Below are 17,169 nucleotides of genomic sequence, written 5' to 3'. Positions count from 1 at the left end.
GGTGCACGAGCCGACGTCGCCCCACTCGCCCCTCCAGCACCGCCCACCTCCCCGCCGGCCGGTCGTCCTCCATCGAGCAGCCGACCGCTGCCAATGCGGTCGGTCCGCTGTCGAGCGGTCGGTCCCCGCCAATGCGGTCGACCCACTGTCGAGCGGTCGGTCGGTTGTCAATGCGGTCGGTCCGCTGTCGAGCAGTCGGTCCCCGCCAATGCGGTCGGTCCGCTGTCGAGCGGTCGGTCCCCGCCAATGCGGTCGGTCCCTCGGGGGACCGACCGCTCGACATAGGACCGACCATCCTCGACATCGGACCGACCGCATCAGGTCTGGCAGGTGGCGCACCAGAAGAGGTTGCGGCCGGCGAGCTCCTTGAGGAGGACGGGGCTGCCACATACGCGGCACGGCAGGCCGTCGCGGTGGTACACGTAGAAAGCCAGGTCAGCGGGGACGGCGCCGCGAGCGCCATCTGTGTTCTGCCGCGTCCGGCGCTTGCCCGGTGACTGCTGCGCGGTGCGATCCTCCGGGCGTGTGGTGACGATCGCGCCCGTGCGGGCGCCCTCGCGCATGAGGAGCACGAGGTCGTCCCAGATCGCGCGAGCCGACGACGCCGGGACGTCACGCCCTGGGAGCAGCGGGTCGACCCCGGCTCGGAAGAGCGCCTCCGCCCGGTAGATGTTTCCCACGCCGGCGATGACGGCCTGGTCCATGAGGAGCTGTCCGATCGTCACGCGGGAGCGCCCGACTCTCGCGACGAACCGCTCGGCGTCGTGCCCCGGCTCCCCGTCCCGGATGGGGTCGGGCCCGAGCCGCGCGGTGACCGCGTCCTTCTCGGCAGGCGTGACGACCTCGCACGCGGCAGGCCCGGTCAGGTCCGCCACCGCGTGCCGCCCGAGCAGCCGTACGCGCACCTGCCCCCGGGGCGCGGGCGGCTGCCAGCCGTCCCCGGGCACGCGCTCACCGTCAGGGACAGACGTCCGGTGAGGGACCCGGCCGACGACGCCGCGGCCCGCCACGGAACGCCCCACCACGGCAGCGCCCTCCGCGGTCCGGCCCTCCACGACATGGCCCTCGGCTTCAACGGGCACCGGTGCGGATGCCGGGTTCGGAGCGGCCTCGCTCCCCGACGCCGGTGCGGGCATCAGCGCCGCTGCGGTCCGTGGCGCAGGTTCCGATCCAGGCGAAGGCCCCGACGCCGGTTCCGGTCCCGACGCAGGCCCCGGCACCGGCTCCGACGCCGGTTCCGGCCCCGGCACCGGCGCAGACCCAGGCTCCGGTTTCGGCCCCGGCTCCAGTTCCGGCACCGGCGCAGACCCCGGCTCCGGCTCCGGCTCCGGCTCCGGCACGACGGTCTCGCGCTCGCCGATGCGTTTGCGCGGGGCGCCGATCGCGTGCGCGACCTGCGCGGCGCCCGGCGCGCCCGCGAACGTCCACGCCCCGTAGAGCCCGAGGTGCGTCCGGAGCCAGAGCACCTCCGGGGCCGCCGCGTCGCCGTCCGGTCGCCCGGACTCCTCGCCTCGCCGGCTCGGTCCGCCCGCGTCGCCGTCGGGCACGAAGGCACAGAAGAGCTGCTTTCCCCAGGCCTCGACCTCGACGAGCCGCCGTCCCGAGATCAGGGCGGCGCCGTCGGTGAAGCGGCCCTGCGGGCTGGTCACCCGCAGCGCCTCGCCGGCGAACAGGTCCCGCAGGGTGCGCGCGAGCCGGTGGACGGTGTGGCCCTCGGGCAACTCAGCGGGACTTCTCGTAGGTGGTGAGCTGGTCGATACGGCGCTGATGCCGCTCGTCGCCGCTGAACGGTTCGGCGACGAAGGCGTCGACGATCGCCGTCGCCTCCTCCACCGTGTGCATCCGGCCGCCCACGGCGATCACGTTGGCGTCGTTGTGCTGCCGGCCGAGCTGCGCCGTCTCGACGGACCAGGCGAGGCACGCGCGGACACCGTTGACCTTGTTCGCGGCGATCTGCTCGCCGTTTCCGGAACCGCCGATGACGATGCCGAGCGAGCCGGGCTCCGCGACCACGGCCTCCCCCGCGGCGAGGCAGAAGGACGGGTAGTCGTCCTGCGGGTCCAGCTCGTGGGCGCCGTGGTCGGTGACCTGGTGGCCCGTGTCGGTCAGGTGCTGCACCAGGTGAGCCTTGAGCTCGAACCCGGCGTGGTCGGCGGCGATGTGCAGGTGCATGGTCACATCCTCCCTCACGGCCGTGCGGGCTCTCCACACGGCCCGCACCATGGACGACGGCGGCTCCCACCACGGGACAGGTCATCTCCGGCCTCCACACCGCCGAACGGCCCGCGACCAGCCCGCACCACACCACCGAACTGCCCGACACCGCCCCCACCGCACAGCCGCACCACCGCACAGCCGCACCACCGGACAGCCGCACCACCGGACAGCCCACCGCAGGCCCGCACCACCCCGTCGAACTGCCCGCGACCAGGCGCCCGGCCTGTCCACAGGCAGCTCGGACCGGCCCTGTGCACCGCGCGTACCCTGGCGCCATGACGACGACCGAATCCGCCCCGATGAAGTCGGGAATCGACCTCGACGCCCTCGACCCCGGAGTCCGTCCGCAGGACGACCTGTACCGCCACGTGAACGGCCGCTGGATCGACGCCCACGAGATCCCCGCCGACCGCGCGATGGACGGGGCGTTCCGCGCCCTGCACGACCAGGCCGAGGAGCACGTCCGGGAGATCATCACGGACGCTCCCGCGGGCTCCCAGATCGGCGACCTGTACGCGAGCTTCATGGACACCGAGCGCATCGAGGCGCTCGGCACCGCGCCGCTCGCCGGCGACCTCGCGCTGATCCGTGACGCCGCCGACGTCGACGACCTCACGCGCGTGCTGGGCACCCTCCAGCGCACCGGCGGAGCACGTGCCGTCAGCTTCTGGGTGGACAACGACGCCAAGGACACCGAGCGGTACGTGGTCTATCTGACGCAGTCCGGGATCGGGCTGCCCGACGAGTCGTACTACCACGACGACCAGTACGCGCCGATCCGCAGGAAGTACGAGCCGCACGTGGCGCGCATGCTGCGCTTCGCCGATGTCTCCGCCACCTGGGGCATCAGTGCCGAGGACGCCGCCGCGCGCGTGGTCGAGCTCGAGTCCCGGCTCGCGGAGCATCACTGGGACGTGGTCAAGCGGCGTGACGCCACGCTGACCTACAACCCGATGACGCTCGCCGAGCTCGCGGAGAACGCACCCGGGTTCGACTGGCGGCGCTGGGTCGAGGCGCTCGGCGCACCCTTGGGCGCGCTCGACCAGATCGTGGTCCGCGAGCCCACGTTCGCCGCGGGGTTCGCCGGGCTCTGGCACGACGTCTCGCTGCTGGACTGGCAGCTGTGGATGGCCTACCACCTGGTGACGGCCCGCGCGCCGTATCTCACCGACGAGATCGTGGAGGCCAACTTCGACTTCTACGGCCGGGTGCTCACGGGCGCGCAGGAGGTCCGGGAGCGGTGGAAGCGTGGCGTGTCGCTCGTCGAGGGTGCGCTCGGGGAGGTCGTCGGTGCGGAGTACGTGGCGCGGCACTTCCCGCCGGAGCACAAGGAGAAGATGGACCGGCTCGTCGGGGCGCTCGTGGCGGCCTATCGCGAGTCCATCGGGAACCTCGACTGGATGACCCCCGAGACCCGCGAGAAAGCGCTGGTGAAGCTGGAGAAGTTCACGCCCAAGGTGGGCTACCCCACCAAGTGGCGGGACTACTCGGGGCTCTCGGTGGACGCGGCGGACCTGGTGGGGAACGTCTGCCGCTCCAACGCCTTCGACCAGGACCACGAGCTCGGCAAGATCGGCCGCCCGCTGGACCGCGAGGAGTGGTTCATGACACCGCAGACGGTCAACGCCTACTACAACCCGGGTATGAACGAGATCGTGTTCCCGGCCGCGATCCTGCAGCCGCCGTTCTTCGACCCCGACGCCGACGACGCCGTGAACTTCGGCGGCATCGGCGGCGTCATCGGGCACGAGATCGGCCACGGCTTCGACGACCAGGGCTCCAAGTACGACGGCGACGGGCGTCTCGAGAACTGGTGGTCGGACGCGGACCGCGACGAGTTCGAGAAGCGCACCACCGCGCTCATCGCGCAGTACGACGCGTTCCGCCCCGCGCAGCTCGACGCCGAGGAGCACGCGGACGTCCACGTCAACGGTTCGCTGACGATCGGGGAGAACATCGGCGACCTGGGCGGCCTGTCGATCGCGATCAAGGCGTACCGGATCGCGCTCGGGAAGCCGCTGTCGGAGGCCCCCGAGATCGACGGCCTCGGCGCCCTGGAGCGGATCTTCCTCGGCTGGGCGCAGGTGTGGCAGTCGAAGGGCCGCGACGAGGAGGTGGTGCGCCGCCTCGCCGTCGACCCGCACTCCCCCAACGAGTTCCGCTGCAACGGCGTGCTGCGCAACGTGGACGAGTTCCACGAGACCTACGGCACCGTCCCGGGCGACGGCCTGTACCTGGCCCCGGAGGAACGCGTGCGGATCTGGTGACGGCACCACCGGGGTGGCCGGCCCCTTCACGGGACCGGCCACCCCGGTCGTTCATCGCCGTCGACCCGTGGCCGTCACGCCGGGTGCCCCACTCCGGCCGCAACCGGTCGTCGTGACCGCCGGAGCTCCTTTGCCGCCCGGTGGTGGCCGACGACGAGCGGCACATCCGCCGAGCAGGACCATCCGGCGGCCGGCGCCGGCCGCGTGACCGGCGCCGACCCCACCGGAGGCCGCCTCAGCAGGAGGCTGCCTCGTACGCGGCGGACGGGAGCGTGGCCGTGTCCGTCCCGGAACCGCCGCCGGCCGTGGCCGTGACCAGACCGGGGCCGAAGGACGTGATCCCCGGCTCCAGCGTGACCAGCCGGTCGTCGCCCGGGGCCACGGTCACCTTCTCCGCGCCGAAGTCGGTCTCGACCTCGACGCTCGCCGCGTCGTCCCCCGTGTTGCCGAGGACGACGGTCAGTGCCGCCGCGCCGTCGGTGCACTGCGGCACCGCCGAGACCTCGACGGCGTCGGCAAGGTCCGACGACGCCGCGGACCGGCCGTGGCCCTGGCCCTGGCCCTGGCCGTGGCCCTGGCCACGGCCACCGCCCGGCTCCGCCAGCAGCTCGAACTCGGCGAGCGCGAGCTCACCCTCGCCCGCGACGTCCTCGACCACGAGACGCACCTGGGCGTAGTCCCGCTTCCCGTCGAGCTGGAACGGACGCAGCTGGCGCGCCCAGCGGAACTCCTCGCCCGAGCGCCGGTCGAGCGTCCGCCACCGCCGGCCGTCGTTCGAGCCCTCGAGCCGCCAGGCGCTGGGCGCCGCGGTCCCGGTCTCGCCCGACGTGAGCGTGTACCCCACGAGCTCCGGCCGATCGCCGTCGCCCTCCCAGGTGAGGGTGGGCGTCGCCGAGGAGAAGCCGGTCTGGGTACCGGAGGTGTCGTCCACCAGCGCGTCCGTCGTCGTCCCGTCGTCGGCCACCACGGAGCCCGCCGCCGTCACGTCGGCGACCGGCTCGGGAGCCTCGTCGCCGCGCGTGAGCGAGGGCGGGGCGTCGCGACGGCCGGTACCCCAGTCGGACGGCTCCGGCCCCATGACGAAGTCGAGCCTCGCGCCACCGGACAGGTCCCGCTGCGACAGGGACGTGGACGTGGTCGGCCGGCCGTCGACCCGGAGGGACTGCACGTACACGTTCTCGTCCGAGTTGCCGTGCGCGTTGATCACCAGGTCACCGTCGGGCAGGTGCACCGTCGCCTTCTCGAAGAGCGGCGAGCCGACGGCGTACTCGGCCGAGCCGACCTGCAACGGGTAGAAGCCGAGCGCGGCGAAGATCCACCACGACGACATCTCGCCGTTGTCCTCGTCGCCGGGGTAGCCCTGGCCGATCTCGCTGCCGACGAAGAGCCGCCGCATGACCTCGCGCACGATCTCCTGGGTCTTGTGCGGCGCGCCCGCGGCGTCGTACAGCCACGGGATGTGGTGCGAGACCTGGTTGCTCATGCCCCACTGGCCGAGGCGCACGTCGCGCGCCTCGCGCATCTCGTGGATGACGCCGCCGTAACTGCCGGTGTGCTTCGCGTCCTCCGGCGTCGCGAAGAACTCGTCGAGCTTCTCCTCAAGGCCTTCGGTGCCGCCGTACAGGTTGGCCAGGCCGTTCGGGTCCTGTGGTGCGTGGAAGGCGAAGTTCCAGCCGTTGGTCTCGGTGTACCCGTTGCCCCAGACGCGCGGGTCGTAGTCCTCGGGCGCTGTGACGAACTCGCCGTCCGCGTGCCGCGGCGCGAAGAACTCGGTCTCCTCGTCGAAGGACTCCACGTAGTGCGTCGCGCGCTCCAGGAAGTACTTCGACTCCTCACGCAGCTGCTTGCGCCGCTCCCGCGGGACCTCGCGGTCCTTGGCGAGCGCGGCGGCCATGTTCCCGATGCCGAAGTCGTTGATCAGCCCCTCCAGGCCCCAGGACACCGACTCGTGCGTGCTCTCCGGGGTGAAGCCCAGGTACGGGCTGACGTCGAGCCCCTTGCGCCCGACGGCGGAACTGGTGGGCGCCACGGTGGCGTTCTTCAGCGCGGCGTCGTACGCGTCCAGGGCCTGCTCGGTGGGCAGGGAGCCCTTGAGGTAGGCGTCCGCGAAGGCGACGTCGGAGCTGGTGCCGGTCATCAGGTCGGCGTAGCCCGGCGAGGACCAGCGCGCGACCCAGCCGCCGTCCCGGTACTGCTGCACGAACCCGTCGACGAGCTCGGCGGCCAGGTCCGGGTACAGGAGCGAGTACGCCGGCCACGCCGTCCGGTAGGTGTCCCAGAAGCCGTTGTTCACGTAGATCTTGCCGTCGACGATCTCGGCGTTGGTCTCCGTGTCGGTCGGCTCGCCCGACGGGGCGCTGACCGGGCTGGCGTACTGGTAGCGCGGCTCGGCGGCGGTGCCCGTGTTCTCGAACTGCGAGTTGGGGTACAGGTTGAGCCGGTAGAGGTTGGAGTACAGCGTGACGAGCTCGTCCTCGCCGGCGCCCTCGACGTCGATCACCGAGAGCCGTTCCTCCCACTGCGCCGCCGCGGCGGCACGCACCTCGTCGAAGGAACGGTCGGCGACCTCCAGGCCGAGGTTGGCGCGGGCCTGGTCGAGCCCGATGAACGAGGTGGCGACGCGCAGCTCGACCGTGTCGTCCTGCGACACGTCGAACGTGGCGTAGCGAGCCGCCTCGCGGTTGCCCGCGGCCTGTCCGACGGCGGTCGGGGTCCGGTCGAACGTGCCCGCGACATACATGCGGGTACGGCCCACCGACAGCCCGCTGCCGCCCTCGACCCAGCCGCTGAGCGTTCCGGTGGCGGCGTCGAGAGTCAGGCTGGAGTCGCCCGCCACCTGGTCGACGAGCACGTGCCCGGTGCCGTCGGCGGCGTCCGCCGGGAAGCTGAACCGGAGCACGGCGGAGTGGTCGGCCGGGGCGACCTCGACGGCCTGGCCGTCGACGAACTCCACGCCGTAGTAGTCGGGGCGTGCCGTCTCGTCGTCGTGGGAGAACGCCAGGCCGCGCGCGTCCAGCCCGGCGTCGGGCGTACCGGAGCCGACGGCGGGCTGGAACGCGAGCTGGTTGCGGTCCCCCATCCACGGGCTGGGCTCGTGCGAGATCCCGATGCCCTCCAGGACCGGCCGGTTCTGCTCGTCGGTGGCGGTCTGGTACTCGTACAGCCAGCTCTGCGACGACGCGTTGGTCATCGGCACGTAGAAGTTGAAGCCGTTCGGCACGGCCGTCGCCGGGATGTTGTTGCCCCGCGAGAAGCCGCCCGAGGAATGGGTGCCACGACGGGTGTCGACGTAGTTCAGGTCGCTCGACCCGTCGATCGTCTCGGGCTCGGCCTCGATGGCGACGTCGTCGAGCCAGCCGGAGAAGCGCGTGCCGGCGGCTCCGGCGTCGTTGTCGTAGCCGACCAGGACCTGGTCGACGGTCTTGCCCTCGGCCACCGCACCGACGTCGATGCGCACCGAGTTCCACTGGTCCGCGTAGAGGATCTTTCCGGCGCCCTGGCCCGCCGGGGTGGCGGCCGTGCCGTGCGAGTCCTCGGCGCCCAGCTCGGAGAGGAGCGTGCCGTCGGTGAACCGCAGGTCCATCGCCGCGTAGGTGGACGGGTAGCCCAGGTCCTCCAGGAGCTCCGGGAAGATCGCGTAGCTCAGGCGCGTCTCGGGCCCGACCGCGACGTCGACGTCGTCGTACAGCACGTTCGCGGCGTACGCCGGGCCGTCGGCCAGGTGGGAGCCGGAGTACCGCAGCGACCGCATCCCGGTGAAGCCGACACCCGAGCGGCTCGTGTAGGAGGCCGACGTCGGACCGCCGCCGACCGTGGTCGCCATCGGCTCGGCCGCCGGTTCCGTCGGGGTCAGGTCGACGGAGAGGTCCCAGTCGGCGATCTGCAGGATGGGGTCGCCGTGGTTCGCCGTGACGTCGAGGCGGAAGTACCGGTAGGCCTCCGTCGGGGCGTCCAGCTCGAAGATCTGCTGCTCGAAGCGTTCGGAGAAGGTGACACCGGACTGCTCGTCGATGTCCACCCAGGTCTCGCCGTCGGTCGAGCCCTGCAGCGTCCAGGACTGCGGGTCACGACCGGCGAAGTCGTTGGCCGAGGTGAGCGCGTAGGCGGCGACCGACGTCGCCTCGGACAGCTCGTAGGCCACCCAGCCGGTGGGCTCGAACACGAGCCACTTCGTGGACGAGCTGCCGTCGTGGATCTTGTCGACACCTTCGTTGGGCAGGTTCTCGCCGCTGGCCGTCGCCTCCGCGACCGATCCGAGCACGCTGCCCGGCAGGCCGGACACGAACGTGCCGATGTTGTCGTACCAGGGCTCGCCGTCGCGTTCGGCGGGTGTGGACTCGAGGGGCGCCGTGTCGGCCTCCTCGAACGAGCTGGCGAAGTCGCCGGGTGCGGCGACGGCGGTCGCCGGGGCGACGAGGCCCGCGGTGCCCTGCACGATCAGCGCGAGGGCCACCCCCGCGGACACTGCTCCCCGGCGCCTGGGGCGCCGGGCGGTGACTTGTGACATTCGATCTCCCTCGATCTTGTGACACCGCTGTCAATTCGGTTCAGGACCTGAACGTAAGGGCTTCCCGAGCCGACTGTCAACGACACGGCGGGACGCGCGCCCCGCCGCGCGGGAGGGGAGCCTCGGCCGGGGCCCGCCGTCAGAGGCGCCGCTCGCCCGTACCGCGCGGGATGAGGCGGGTCTCCAGGGTCACCGTGCGCGGGGGCGTGGCCGGGTCGTAACGGCTGGTCGCCAGCTCCGCGGCACGGCGCCCCATCTCCACGGCGTCGTACGACACCACGGTCACGCCCAGCAGGTCTGCCAGGTCGAAGTCGTCGAAACCGACCAGCGCGATGCGCTCCCCACCGGCGACGTCGGCGAGCGCGCGCAGGGCCCCCGCGGTGACGCGGTTGTTCTCGGCGAGCACCGCCGTCGGCGGCTCGGGCCCGTCCAGCAGCCCCGCCACGAGCGACCGCGCCTCACGCGCATCGTGCGCGCCCGACCGGACCCACCGCTGGGCGTCGCGGTTGCCCAGCTCGTCCATCACGTCGAGGAAGGCGGCCCGCCGCTCGCGGAAGGTCCACACCTCGGGGTTGTCCCCGACGAAGGCGATCTTCCGGTGCCCGTGGTAGCTCAGGTGGCGCACGGCGGCGCGGATGCCTCCCCGGTTGTCGATCACCACGGTGTCCGCCTCCAGCCCGGAGGCCGGACGGTCCACGAACACCACGGGCGTACCGGCGGCGAGCTCACCGGCCAGCCGCGCGTGGTCACCGGTCGTCGGGGTCACGACGAGCCCGCCCACGCGGCGCTCCAGCAGTTCCTCGGTGAGCAGGCGTTCGCGCTCCGGGTCCTCGTCGCACGACGTGGTGATCAGCTGCAGGTCGTTGTCCCGCGCGACGCGCTCGATCCCGCTGGCGAGGGCCGAGTAGAACGGGTTGGCGATGTCCCCGGAGATGAAGCCGAGCAGCCGGGACGCGCCGCCGCGCGCGAGGTCCGCGGCCACGGCGTTGCGCCGGAAACCCAGCGCCGTCGCCGCCTCCCGCACCCGCTCCCGCGTCGCCTCGGCCACGTTCGGCTCGCCGTTCAGCACGCGGGAGGCCGTCTTCAGACTCACACCCGCGCGCTCCGCCACGCCCGCGAGCGTGGGCCGACGCGTTCCCTGCACCGCCATCCTCAAGCCTCCTGACGCCGGCGCCTTACCAGCATGTCGACGATGATGGCACCCAGCAGCACCGCTCCGGTCACCATGAAACGCGTAGCCTGGTCGAGGTCGAGCAGCGTGAGCCCGTTCGCGACCGACTGGATGACGAGCACGCCCAGCAGCGCCGACCAGGCGCTGCCCCGCCCGCCGAAGAGGCTGGTCCCGCCGATCACGGCGGCCGCGATCGCCGTGAGGTACGTGTCGGCCCCGCCCGTGCCCTGGTTCGCCGCGCCCAGCCGACCCGCCGCCAGGATGCCGCCCAGCGCGGCCAGCGTCGTGCACGCCACGAAGCACGAGACCACGGTGCGGTGCACGGCGACCCCCGAGAGCAGCGCCGCCCGGCGGTCGCTGCCCACCGCGCGCACGGAGCGGCCCCAGCGTGTGCGTCGCAACGCCACGTCCGCGATGATCACCAGCACGACGAACAGCACCACCGAGTAGCCCACGCCGCGGGCCGTGGAGAGGTAGCCGACCGTCGCCGACAGCACCAGCGCCAGCGCCCCCGTACGCAGCACGACCTGCGACCACGGTACGCAGGACAGTTCCGCGCGACGCCGGCGCTCCCGCGCCCAGATCTGCGTTCCCAGGTATGCCAGGACCCACACGGCGACGAGCACCCAGGCCACGCGAGGGTCGAGGAACCCCTGCTGGACGGCGCGCACGAACCAGGACTCGAACGGCAGGTTGATCGATCCGAGCGGCCCGAGGACGCGCAGCTGCACACCGGCGAAGAAGAGCAGTCCCGCCAGGGTGATCACGAAGCTGGGCAGCCCGAGCCGGGTCGACAGCACGCCGTAGACGAGTCCCACGGCCATACCGCAGGCGAGGGCCACGAGGACCCCCAGCGCGAACGGCCAGCCCGCCGTCACCGTGCCGACCGCCACGATCGCCGCGGCCAGCCCGCTCACCGAGCCGACCGAGAGGTCGATCTGCCCGACCAGGAGCACGAGCACGACGCCGAGGGCGATCACGCCCACGGGCACGCTCTGCAGGGTGAGGTTGACGAGGTTCTCGGCGGAGAGGAAGTCCGGCGCGATCGCCGCGAGCACCACCCACACGAGCACCAGCCCGACGACGATCGGCGCCACGCCGTGCTCCCCGTGGAACCACTGGCGCAGCACCGCACCCGGCCCCACTCGTGGCGGTTCCGGCGCCGGATCGACCGCGGCGAGCGTCCTTCCGCCCCCGCGCATCCCGTCAGCGTTCATCTGGCCCCAAGCTCCCGCGTGTCTCGTCGGCTGCCATCATCGTCTCCCCGGGCTCGGGCGCACCGCACCCGTCATCGCCGCGAGCAGGTCCTCGTACGAGGTCTCCCCGGTGTAGGTGCCGTGCACCCGGCCGAGCCGGAGCACGAGGATCCGGTCGGCGACGGCTTGCAGGTCCCCCGCCTGATGGCTGACGAGGACGACGGCGTGCCCGCGCGCCCGCAACCGCGTGATCAGGTTGAGCACCTGCGCCGTCTGCCGCACGCCGAGCGACGCCGTCGGCTCGTCCAGGACGACGACGCGAGGGGAGCCGAGCAGCGCCCGCGCGACGGCGATCACCTGCCGCTGTCCGCCCGACAGCGTGCGGACGGGGTCACGCACCGAGGGGACGCTCGCGGCGAGCTGGTCGAGCACCTGCCACGCCCGGCGTTCCATCTCCACCTCGTCGAGGAACCCGCCCCTGCCCACCTCGTGCCCGAGGAAGAGGTTCTCCACGACGTCGAGGTCGTTGACGAGCGCCAGCTCCTGGAACACGGTCGCGATCCCGAGGGCGCGCGCCGCGGCCGGCGAGTCCAGGACCACGGGGGCGCCGTCCACGAGCACCTGCCCGGAGTCGGGCCGGTGGGCGCCGGCGAGCACGCCGGCGAGCGTCGACTTCCCGGCGCCGTTGTCCCCCACCACGGCGAGCACCTCGTGCTCGTGGACGTCCACGTCCACGTCCACCAGTGCCCGGACGCCTCCGAACCGCTTGCTGACCCCGCGCAGCGACACCACCGGGCCCGCCGGGGTCCGAGGGAGCGCGGAGCCTGGTTCGATGGACTCGTTCATCCTTGCTTCTCCTCGGCTCCGCCGATGAGGCCGCGGGCCTCGCACGCGTCCCGGTAGGACGGCGTGCAGATCTGCTCCGTCGTGTACACCCGGCCGTCGAGGATGACGTGCTCGATGTCGTCCGCCCCCACCGCACGCGGCGCGAGCAGCAGGGTGGGCACGCCGTCCGTGACGGCCGTGGTCCGCGGGTCCTCACCACGCAGCACCCGGACGGCCAGCTCGGCCGCCGTGGCCGCCTGCTGGTCGGTCGCCTTGTAGATGGTCATGTACTGGTCTCCGGCGACGATGCGCTGAACCGCCGCCAGCTCTCCGTCCTGGCCCGTGGTCGGCGGGACCGGGTCGAGCCCGGCGGCCTTCGCGGCGGCCACCGCACCGCCCGCGACGCCGTCGCTCGCCGCCAGGATCCCGTCGACCTGGCCGCGGTACCGGGTGAGCATCGCCTCGACCCATTCGGTGGCCTTGTCGGGACTCCAGTCCGGCGTGTGGTACTCGGCGAGGATCTCGACGTCGGCGGAGTCGAGGGCGCGATGAGCTCCGTCGGCGATCGCGCGGGAGTTGGGGTCGGTGATCGCCCCCTGGACGAGCAGCACGCCCGGGTCGGCACCGGTCCCGGCCGCGGTGCGGGCCTCGAGGGTGGTCAGACCGGGCTCGATCTCGGGGTCGAGGGCTCCCACCAGGGCGGATCCCATGAGGTAGCCGAGGAACTCGTAGTCGTACGACACGTAGTAGTCCGCGCCCTCGACGAACCGGTCGTACGCGATCACCTTGGCGCCGAGCCGGTGCGCCTCCTCGACGATGCCCACGGCCGCCACCGTGTCGACGGCGTCCAGCACGAGCACGTCCGCGCCGCGCACGAGCATCGACTCGGCCTGCTCCTGCTGGCTGGCGACGTCCTGGCCGGCGTTCGCGTACAGGACGTCGCAGCTCGGGCACCGGCTGGAGACCACACGGGCGAAGGTCGGGCGGTCGGACGCCTCGTAGCGCGCCGTCTGCGCCTCGGGCAGCAGCAGCCCGACGGTGCCCTCGGGCGGCTCGGCGGTCTCGCCGGGGGCGGCACAGGCGGACACGGTCGAGACCACCGCCGCCACCAGCAGGGTGACGGCCCGGCCTACCCACCGCCGACCTCGTGGCACGTCGTCCCCTCCCACAGATCGCCTCCTCATGATCCCACCACACCGAGCGCGCCCGCGGACCTCGCCGAGTCGAGCGCGACGGCCAGCGCGCCCCGCACGCCGGCGGATCCGCCGAGCTCGGAGGGTACGACGTCGACCGGCCCGCGCGAGGTGGCGACCACGCGCTGGCCGAGTGTCGTCCGCAAGGGGTCGAGCAGGAGGTCACCGACCTCCACGAGCTGTCCGCCGACGACGACGACCGCCGGGTCCACGATGTTGCACAGGTTGGCCAGCGCCACGCCCAGGTGGCGTCCGGCGTCGTACACGACCCGGCGGCAGCCGGGGTCACCGTTCGTCGCGCGCGCGACGAGGTCGGCGAGCGTGAGGTGCCCCGCCCCGGCCGGCAGCATGCCGAGCAGGCTGGACGCGCCGACCAGCATCTCCAGGCAGCCCCGGTTGCCGCACCGGCAGACAGGGCCGTTCTCGTCCACCGACACGTGCCCGATCTCCCCCGCGACGCCGGCCCTGCCCCGCACGGCGTGCCCGCCGATGACGAGACCCGCGCCGACGCCGTGGGAGACGCGGACGTAGGCGACGGAGTCGGCACCCTGGCCGGCCCCGTACCGGTACTCGGCGATCGCGGCGAGCGTCGCCTCGTTGTCGACGGTGACGGGCACGCCCAGCTCGGCCTGGAACAGCGCGGCGACGTCGACGCCGTCCCAGCCGCGCATCATGCCGAGCGTCACCACCTCACCACTGGACGGGTCGACAGGCACCGGTACCCCGACGCCGACCGCGAGCAGCTCGTCGGGCGAGGCGCCGACGGACTCGATCATCTCGGTGACGAGCAGCGCGGTGCGACGCACGCCGGCGTCGGCGCGGTGGTCGGAGGCGAGCGGCATGCGCTGCTCGGCCAGGACGCGCATCGACGCGTCGGCCAGCGCCACGCTCATCGACCGGAAACCGAACCGGACGCCCGCGACGAGCCCGAGGTTCCGTGCGAGCGTGACCTGCAGCGCGCGACGGCCGTTGCGGACGGACTGGGCGGTGGCCAGGACACCGGCCGCCGACAGTTCCTTGACGATGTTCGAGATCGTGGCCGGGGACAGGCCGGTGACGCCGGCCAGCTCGATCTGCGTGAGCGACCCACGCTGCTGGACGGCGCTCACGATCCGGGCTCGGTTGGCCTCACGAAGCGAGGTCTGCGAACCCGGGGTCACCCGATCCGCGCGCACAGCCACACAATAAACCGCCGGGCCGCCCTCATCTGCGAGATCACGACGGTCACCGGCGCCCGCAGGCGTTGAGTACATGCCCTGAACGGAGTCTTACCAGCTACGCCGCCTTGCGTTCACTTCTTGACATCAAGGCCGGATCCCCGTTTGATAGGGCGCGGTTCTCGGGCGCCTCAGACGCCCGACCGCCTCCGGGCACACCGCCGTCCTCCCCCGGGATCGCGGCTCTCCGGAGGCGGGTTCGATCCACCGACCAACGAAGGTTTGAGGGACACGAGATGCGAATCAGCAAGAAGTCGGCCGGTGTGGTGGCTTCGGCCGCTGTGCTGGGGATGGTTCTGGCGGCGTGTGGTGGCGGTAGTGGTTCTGGTGATGCCGGCTCCGAGGGTGGCGGTGATCAGGTGGAGGTGTTCACGTGGTGGGCTGCGGGTTCGGAGAAGGCGGGGTTGGATGCTCTGGTGGGGGTGTTCCAGGAGCAGCACCCGGACATCGAGTTCGTGAACGGTGCGGTGGCTGGTGGTGCGGGGTCGGCGGCGAAGGATCTGCTGCAGACGCGTCTGCAGGCGCAGGACCCGCCGGACACGTTCCAGGCTCACGCGGGTGCGGAGTTGCAGGACTACATCGATGCGGCTCAGATCGAGGACGTGTCGGGTCTGTACGAGGAGTTCGGGCTGACGGACGCGTTCCCGGCGGATCTGGTGGAGCGGCTCTCGACCGAGGACGGGGCGATCTACTCGATCCCGTCGAACATTCACCGGGCGAACGTGTTGTGGGCCAATCCTGCGGTGCTGGAGGATGCGGGGCTGGATCCCTCGGGTGAGTACGAGGACCTGGATGCGTTCATCGCGGATCTGGAGGAGCTGGACGAGGCGGGGGTGACGCCGATCTCGGTGGCGACCACGTGGACGCAGGTGCATCTGCTGGAGACGGTGCTGCTGGCCGATCTGGGTGCGCAGGCGTACTCGGGTCTGTGGGACGGGTCGACGGACTGGTCCTCGGATGAGGTGACCGGTGCGTTGGAGGACTTCGAGACGATCATGTCGTTCACGAACTCCGACCGGGACGGTCTGGACTGGCCGGAGGCCACTCAGCAGGTCATCGATGGTCAGGCCGCGTTCAACATCATGGGTGACTGGGCGGTGGCCGCGTTCGAGGAGCAGGACAAGGAGTTGGGCACCGACTTCGTGGCCGTTGCTTCTCCGGGTACTGCCGGCACGTTCGACTTCCTGGCCGATTCCTTCACCCTGCCGGTCGGTGCGCCCCACCCCGAGGGCACCAAGGCGTGGCTGGAGACCATCGGGTCCCTGGAGGGGCAGACCGCGTTCAACGCCGCCAAGGGCTCCATCCCGGCACGGACCGATGCCGACCCCGCGGACTTCTCCGAGTACCAGCAAGGCGCGATCGAGTCGTTCGCGAACGACACCATCGTCTCCTCCCTGGCACACGGCGCCGCGACCCCGGTCGCGACCCTGAACGCGATCAGCGACGCCACCAGCAAGTTCACCACCGGCGCCTCCGACCTGGACGCCTTCCAGACCGAACTCGCCACAGCCACACAAAGCTGAGACGACCGACCCAGCACGACCCGCAAGCCCGCCGGGCGTAACACGGCGGCGCAGGACCTCCGGGTGGCTCCCACGACGGCGCCCGGAGGTCCTGCCCGGCCGCGGCCTTCCCCGGCGGGCTTCGTGGCGGGTGCATCGACCTTCGAGGAAACCCATGTCCAAGACCCTGCGGCGGGTGGGGCCTGCCCTGCTTCTGCTCGCTCCTTCGTTGCTGCTTCTGGGGGTGTTCGTCTACGGGCTGATCGCGGCGAACTTCCAGATGTCGTTCACCGACAACCACACCGCGGCCCAGGCCACCGGCCAGCAACCCGCGGTCACCGTCTGGTTCGACAACTACCTGACCCTCCTGGCCAGCGAGGACTTCCAGCACTCCCTGACCAACCTGCTGCTGTTCACCGGCGTGTTCCTCGCCGGCACCATGCTCATGGGCTTCGGCTGGGCCTGGCTCCTGGAAAAACCCGTCAAGGGCGAAGGCTTCTTCCGCTCCATCTACCTGTTCCCCATGGCCGTCTCCTTCGTCGCCTCCGGCGTCGTATGGCGCTGGCTGCTCAACTCCAACCAGGACCAACAAGCCTCCGGCCTCAACCGCCTCTTCCAGATCATCGGCCTGGACTTCCTGCAGAACAACTGGTGGAACAACGTCACCCTCGGCATCACGGCCATCGCCATCCCCGCCATCTGGCAACTGTCCGGCTACGTCATGGCCCTGTTCCTGGCCGGATTCCGCGGCATCCCCCACGAACTACGCGAAGCCGCACGCATGGACGGCGCCAGCGAACTCCAGCTCTACCGCCACGTCCTGTTTCCCCAACTGTCCCCGGTAGCCCTGTCCGCACTGATCATCATCGGACACATGTCCCTCAAATCCTTCGACCTCATCATGTCGATCTCCAAACCAGCCAACTACCAGACCAAAGTCCCCGCCGTGGACATGTTCGTCTTCAAATCCAGCTTCGACTACGCCAACGCCGCCGCCGTCGGCGCCATCCTCCTGATCATCGTCGCCGCCATCATCATCCCCTACCTCATCCACACCCACCGGGAGGAAAAGCG

Annotated in this window: 11 protein-coding genes; 3 read left to right on the top strand and 8 right to left on the bottom strand. The window is 71.6% G+C overall.

The genetic code is table 11. The features are described 5' to 3' along the window. Positions 1-317 precede the first annotated feature (317 nt). Both J0911_RS21055 and J0911_RS08480 read right to left on the bottom strand, forming a co-directional pair. Positions 318-1,721 (bottom strand): zinc finger domain-containing protein, encoded by a 1,404-nt coding sequence (locus J0911_RS21055; protein ID WP_307864985.1) that lies wholly within the window; start codon positions 1,719-1,721, stop codon positions 318-320. A 1-nt stretch (position 1,722) separates the two neighbouring features. Beyond that, complete coding sequence (locus tag J0911_RS08480) at positions 1,723-2,172, bottom strand: ribose-5-phosphate isomerase (RefSeq protein ID WP_207275027.1); 450 nt, start codon at positions 2,170-2,172, stop codon at positions 1,723-1,725. A 320-nt stretch (positions 2,173-2,492) separates the two neighbouring features. Here J0911_RS08480 and J0911_RS08475 point away from each other — a divergent pair, with 320 nt between their 5' ends. Next, positions 2,493-4,484 carry a M13 family metallopeptidase gene (locus tag J0911_RS08475; RefSeq protein WP_207275026.1) on the top strand — a complete coding sequence of 664 codons (1,992 nt, stop codon included), beginning with the start codon at positions 2,493-2,495 and terminating at the stop codon, positions 4,482-4,484. Positions 4,485-4,719: 235 nt separating this feature from the next. Here J0911_RS08475 and J0911_RS08470 read toward each other — a convergent pair whose 3' ends face one another. The 6 genes from J0911_RS08470 to J0911_RS08445 all read right to left on the bottom strand — a co-directional run bounded on the left by J0911_RS08470 (position 4,720) and on the right by J0911_RS08445 (position 14,485). After that, positions 4,720-8,991 carry a GH92 family glycosyl hydrolase gene (locus J0911_RS08470; RefSeq protein WP_207275025.1) on the bottom strand — a complete coding sequence of 1,424 codons (4,272 nt, stop codon included), beginning with the start codon at positions 8,989-8,991 and terminating at the stop codon, positions 4,720-4,722. Positions 8,992-9,130: 139 nt separating this feature from the next. Then, the gene (locus J0911_RS08465) at positions 9,131-10,141 is read right to left on the bottom strand and encodes a LacI family DNA-binding transcriptional regulator (RefSeq protein ID WP_207275024.1); all 1,011 of its coding nucleotides are present in this window, start codon (positions 10,139-10,141) and stop codon (positions 9,131-9,133) included. A 2-nt stretch (positions 10,142-10,143) separates the two neighbouring features. Further along, positions 10,144-11,379, bottom strand: coding sequence for a sugar ABC transporter permease (locus J0911_RS08460; RefSeq protein ID WP_242636477.1), 1,236 nt, complete (start codon positions 11,377-11,379; stop codon positions 10,144-10,146). A 36-nt stretch (positions 11,380-11,415) separates the two neighbouring features. Next, positions 11,416-12,204: an ATP-binding cassette domain-containing protein gene (locus tag J0911_RS08455; RefSeq protein ID WP_207275023.1), complete on the bottom strand. Its 789-nt coding sequence runs from the start codon at positions 12,202-12,204 to the stop codon at positions 11,416-11,418. Continuing rightward, complete coding sequence (locus J0911_RS08450; RefSeq protein WP_207275022.1) at positions 12,201-13,352, bottom strand: substrate-binding domain-containing protein; 1,152 nt, start codon at positions 13,350-13,352, stop codon at positions 12,201-12,203. Before J0911_RS08450 ends, J0911_RS08455 begins: the two co-directional genes overlap by 4 nt. An 11-nt stretch (positions 13,353-13,363) precedes the next feature. Further along, positions 13,364-14,485: an ROK family transcriptional regulator gene (locus J0911_RS08445; RefSeq protein WP_307864984.1), complete on the bottom strand. Its 1,122-nt coding sequence runs from the start codon at positions 14,483-14,485 to the stop codon at positions 13,364-13,366. A gap of 344 nt (positions 14,486-14,829) precedes the next feature. Between J0911_RS08445 and J0911_RS08440 the strand changes: the two genes are divergently transcribed. Together J0911_RS08440 and J0911_RS08435 are read left to right on the top strand one after the other, a co-directional pair. Beyond that, a complete protein-coding gene (locus J0911_RS08440; protein WP_207275020.1) occupies positions 14,830-16,116 on the top strand; it encodes an ABC transporter substrate-binding protein in 1,287 nt (428 codons plus the stop codon). Between the two features lie 154 nt (positions 16,117-16,270). Then, positions 16,271-17,169 (top strand): carbohydrate ABC transporter permease (locus tag J0911_RS08435; RefSeq protein ID WP_207275019.1); only part of this gene is annotated, 899 nt, incomplete at its 3' end.

Origin of the sequence: Myceligenerans salitolerans, from assembly GCF_017349295.1 — a bacterium.
GTDB classification, from domain to species: domain Bacteria; phylum Actinomycetota; class Actinomycetes; order Actinomycetales; family Cellulomonadaceae; genus Myceligenerans; species Myceligenerans salitolerans.
Note: the sequence above shows the minus strand (reverse complement) of the source record. Positions and strands in the feature narration are given on the sequence as shown.